At 63.1% G+C, this 4,261-nt stretch carries 4 protein-coding genes; 2 read left to right on the forward strand and 2 right to left on the reverse strand.

Annotated elements, in window-relative coordinates; translation table 11 throughout:
- Positions 1–196: 196 nt before the first annotated feature.
- A complete protein-coding gene (locus Q4F91_RS12915; RefSeq protein WP_303338140.1) occupies positions 197–682 on the forward strand; it encodes a hypothetical protein in 486 nt (161 codons plus the stop codon).
- Between the two features lie 114 nt (positions 683–796).
- On the opposite strand, the gene dcuC is transcribed toward Q4F91_RS12915, so the two are convergent.
- Positions 797–2,068 (reverse strand): C4-dicarboxylate transporter DcuC, encoded by a 1,272-nt coding sequence (gene dcuC / locus Q4F91_RS12920; protein ID WP_303338141.1) that lies wholly within the window; start codon positions 2,066–2,068, stop codon positions 797–799.
- Between the two features lie 251 nt (positions 2,069–2,319).
- Here dcuC and pepT point away from each other — a divergent pair, with 251 nt between their 5' ends.
- Positions 2,320–3,606, forward strand: a complete 1,287-nt coding sequence (gene pepT, locus Q4F91_RS12925; RefSeq protein ID WP_303338142.1) for a peptidase T — start codon at positions 2,320–2,322, stop codon at positions 3,604–3,606.
- Positions 3,607–3,702: 96 nt separating this feature from the next.
- Here pepT and Q4F91_RS12930 read toward each other — a convergent pair whose 3' ends face one another.
- On the reverse strand, positions 3,703–4,203 hold the full coding sequence (locus tag Q4F91_RS12930; protein WP_303338143.1) for an ATP-binding protein: 501 nt from the start codon (positions 4,201–4,203) through the stop codon (positions 3,703–3,705).
- Positions 4,204–4,261 lie beyond the last annotated feature (58 nt).

Raw genomic sequence — 4,261 nt, forward strand, 5'->3', positions numbered from 1 at the left:
TGAGTATGAAGGACTCCACCCGGGTGTGAGAGGTTTGGTGGAGTTCAACTAACGGTTCATCGTCTTCACCAGGGCCGGGTGGGACACGAGCAGGCGCGGGAAGGAGAGGAAGCCTTTCACTCTTGAGAACTGCCGCGCGGCGGCGAAACCCCTCTGCAATCACCTCACGAAGCTCCTCTCCGACCGGAGCTTCGATGTGCTGCAGATTTCGAACGACATCGGGCTTGTGGACTTCGGCGGCGGAAAGAAGAAATCGATGTGCGGGAGCCGCATGTCGTGGATGCTGCTCGATTCCGAGCCCGGCATCTGCTTCACGCCCGATGACTTCGAACCCGTGACCGACGGGGACGGCCAGGTCTCCGACTGGAAGCTCCGCCCCGGCTTTGCGCTCAAGATCGGAAAGCACCCCGACGGCTCCTGGCAGTGGCGCCTTCTTCGGGTCGGAAGGAAGTTCCTCGAGTACCGCGGCACGGAGCCGGGGTTCGCGACGCGCGAGGAGGCGCTTGCACGGGCGGTGAAGCTTTTTCCCTCGGTGCCCGTGCTGGAGGAAGACGGGGCATATGACAGGATGTTCTCCGAGAGGCTTGAGACTTACAGCTCGGGGTGCCCCGAGCTCGATCAGCTCCTCGGCATCGGAGCCGAGGAGAAAGCCGGCGAGGCGACCGGCGAAAAGAAGGACTGACTTCCGCCCGCCGCCTCGGGCCCGCCCGCGGTCCCGGGACAAAAGGAAGGCCGGAGCTCCTTCTCGCGGAACTCCGGCCTTGCTGTCTTCCCAGTCTTCTCAGTCAGCCCGGGATCAGCTGATGAGGAAGAGGAACGTGAGCGTGCAGATCTGCACGGGCGCCGAGCGCTTGATCACCTCGATGGGCGAGACGCCCGCGATGCCGGAGATCACGATCACGCCGGCCGCGAGCGGCGACGAGACTCGGCCGAAGGTCGCCGCGACGATCGCGAGGTAGCCGAGGTCGGGGATGGTCATGCCGAAGGCGGCCGCGTGCGGGGTGACGGCCTCGTTGAAGGCGAAGGCCGCGGCGTCGCCCGAGCCCGTCATCACGCCGAGGATGTAGGGACCGACCGCGGCGCCGAGCTTCGCGAGCTCGGACGACCCCTTCAAGGCCTCGACGAAGACGTCGATCACGCCGCAGGAGCGCAGGCCCGCGGCGAAGACGCCCGCGGCGATGATGAGGCCGAGGATGTTGCCATAGCCGTGGCCCATGCCGTCGAAGAACTTCTTCGTGACCTCCGCGGGGTTCGCGCGGGTGATCAGCAGCGTATAGATGACGCCCACGAGCATGGCGGTCGCCACCGAGATCTTGACGTCCGGCACCCAGATCGCCACGACGAAGAGGAGCACCACGGGAAGGAGCGGGGCGAAGGCCTTGAGGACCTCGGGGTTCGCGGGGAGCTCGACCTTGTTCGCGGCGTCGTGCACGCCGTCGTTCTCAAAGCCGCCCCGGCGGAAGTCCCCGAACACCACGCAGCAGATGATCATCATGACGATGCAGAAGAGCGAGATCATGCCCGTGCGGATGCTTGTGTAGGTCAGGAAGTCCATGATGGGCCAGTCGGCGAGCTTCGCGACGAAGATGTTGTGCGAGGACCCGGGCGACCAGAAGCTCGGAAGGGTCGAGGCGATCACGGTCGCGGCGGCCATCGCCGGACGGAAACCCGCGCGGATCATCAGCGCGCAGATCGTGGGGCCGATCGCGGCGCACATGCCCGCGAGCGAGGAGATCGCGATCGAGACGATGCCGGTCACGATCATGCAGCAGGGCAGCAGAAATATGCCGAGTTTGTTCAAGGGTTTCGTCAGGAGCGACACCAGGTGCAGGTCGCAGCCCGTGATCGACATCACGCGCGCAAAGCCCATCGCCGAGCAGATCACGATGATGAGCGACGAGTTCGTCATCGACTTGTCGAACTGCGCGAACGCCGCATAGGGATCGAGCGACAGTATGCACATGCAAAAACCCGCCGTCAATAAAACAAGGCGGGTTTCCCATCTTTTTAAAAGTCCGTAAACAGTTAAACAGGTAACTGCAAGCGCGGCAATCATCTGCCAAGTCATCGGCGTGTTCCTTTATGGTGTGATAGTGCCCTGCATCGGTGCAAAGCAGGTGTTTCACCGGAGTCTACTGATTCGGCTGCCAATGACCATAGGATAGTATCCCTAACTCCAAGGAGGTATTCGTAAAGGTCACATCCGGGTAATCCCTTATTACAACTTTTTTTAGAGAAAGTCCGTACAATCTTTCCGTCCCTCAGTCGCGAAAAATATTTGTCAGCGCGAGGAGGGTTGTTCAATAAAACGAGGCGGCAATGCTCGAGCAGAATTACTTCGGCAATTTCACGAAATCCGAGTTCGAATCCCTTCCGGAGATCCTCCGGCGGTTCCTGTCGTACACGCAGTACAACACGCAGAGCGATCCGAGGTCCGAATCGCGCCCGACGACGGCGACGCAGGTCGCCTTCGGAAAGCTCATCGAGGAGGAGTTCCATTCGGTCGGCGTCACGAACACCCGCCGCACGCCGGGGGGCATTGTCTACGGGTGGCTCGAGGCGACGCCGGGCTGCGAAGCGGCCCCCGCGCTCGGTCTCATCGCCCACATGGACACCTCGCCCGAGGCCTGCGGCGACCCGGCGCGCTGGCGCGTGATCGACTACTTGGGCGGCGACATCGTTCTCAACGACGAGAAGAGCATCGTGCTCTCGCTCGAGCGCTTCCCCGAGGTCGCGAAGTACGCCGGAGAGAGAATCATCGTCACCGACGGAACGACGCTGCTCGGCGCCGACGATAAGGCGGGCGTGGCGGCGCTCATGCAGGCGGCGAAGTACTTCAGCGACCACCCCGAGGTGCCGCACGCGAGGCTATGCTTCTGCGTGACCCCGGACGAGGAGGTGGGTCTCGGCACGGCGGACTTGAGGCTCGAGGAGTTCGGCGCGGACTACGCCTACACGATTGACGGCGGCGAGCGCGGCGGCTTTGAGACCGAGACCTTCAACGCGGCGCTCGTCACGGCGCACTTTGAGGGACTCAACACCCATCCGGGGTCGGCGAAGAACAAGATGGTGAACGCGATCCGCATCGCCATGGACTTCCTCAGCCGCTTCCCCGCCGAGAGCGTCCCCGAGAAGACCGAAGGCTACGAGGGCTTCTTCCACCCGATCGGCATCACGGGCGCGGTGCGGGGCGTCGACGTCCGCATGCTGATCCGTGACCACGACAATCAGCGCTTCGAAGACCGCATGGCCTACGCGAAGAAAGTGGGCGAGGAGATGAACCGCGTCTGGGACGGGCGCGTGACGGTTGACGTGAAGGTCCAGTACTCGAACATGATCAACTATCTGAAGGACTCGCCCGTCGTCTTCGACCTCGCGCGCGAGGCGTTCCGGCGCGTCGGCGTCGAGCTCTTCGAGGAGCCCGTGCGCGGCGGCACGGACGGCTGCCGGCTCTCGGCGAAGGGCCTTCCGACGCCCAACCTCTTCGCGGGCGGTCTCTACTTCCATTCCGTGTATGAGTGCCTGCCGGTGAAGTCGCTCGAACTCGCCTGCGAAGTGGCGAAGAAGCTCTGCGAGATGTCGGCCGGGGTGAAGACGCTCCGCTGATCAAGGCGCCGCGGCAGCAGCGGTTCGTGTAGGACAGGAAAGGGCGCCGTTTCCGGGAAGACTCCGGGGACGGCGCCCTTCTTTTCGCCGGGGCGGTCAGGCCCTGAGCCGGAATCGTTTCCCCGGCCCTCTGCCCTCGATCTCGATGAGTCCTTCCTGAGCCATTTTCCGGGTGAGCACCCAGCACCTGGTTTTCCGGATGCCGAGGAGTTCCTGAAGCTCCTCCTCATTCATGCGGCCGTGTTCCCCGAGATATTCAAGCACCCGCGCCTCCTGTGCCGTGAGCCTGCGCTTGTCCGCCTGATCGGCGGGCGCTTCCCCGTGCTCCTCTGGAAAGGCGTTCTGATTGGGAAGAATGAGCTTGAAGGAGTTGGCCGTCACGATGATGCGCGGCCTGACTGGACAGTTCCTGTAAAAAGCGAAGATTCTGCGCAGGCCCGTTCCATAGGGATCTGCGAGGCGCAGGCGATGGAAGATTTCCGCAAGCCGGCGGTTGCGCGTGAGCGACATGCCGTTCAGGATGTCCTCCGTCGTGAGGCCGGGATGAAGACCGCCGATCGAGATGAACTCCACGGCCTCAGCGCTGACATTGACGATGACGGTTCTTCGCTGTTAAGAGTGGGTTGAGCTGAGGCTACCACCTTCGGGTTGTAGC

The organism is Sutterella sp. (assembly GCF_030539355.1).
In the GTDB taxonomy this organism is placed as follows: Bacteria; Pseudomonadota; Gammaproteobacteria; order Burkholderiales; family Burkholderiaceae_F; genus Sutterella.

Bases quoted from the DNA above. Each gene is read 5' to 3' on its own strand.
- dcuC (WP_303338141.1), bottom strand. From the start codon at position 2,068: ATGACTTGGCAGATGATTGCCGCGCTTGCAGTTACCTGTTTAACTGTT.
- pepT (WP_303338142.1), top strand. From the start codon at position 2,320: ATGCTCGAGCAGAATTACTTCGGCAATTTCACGAAATCCGAGTTCGAA.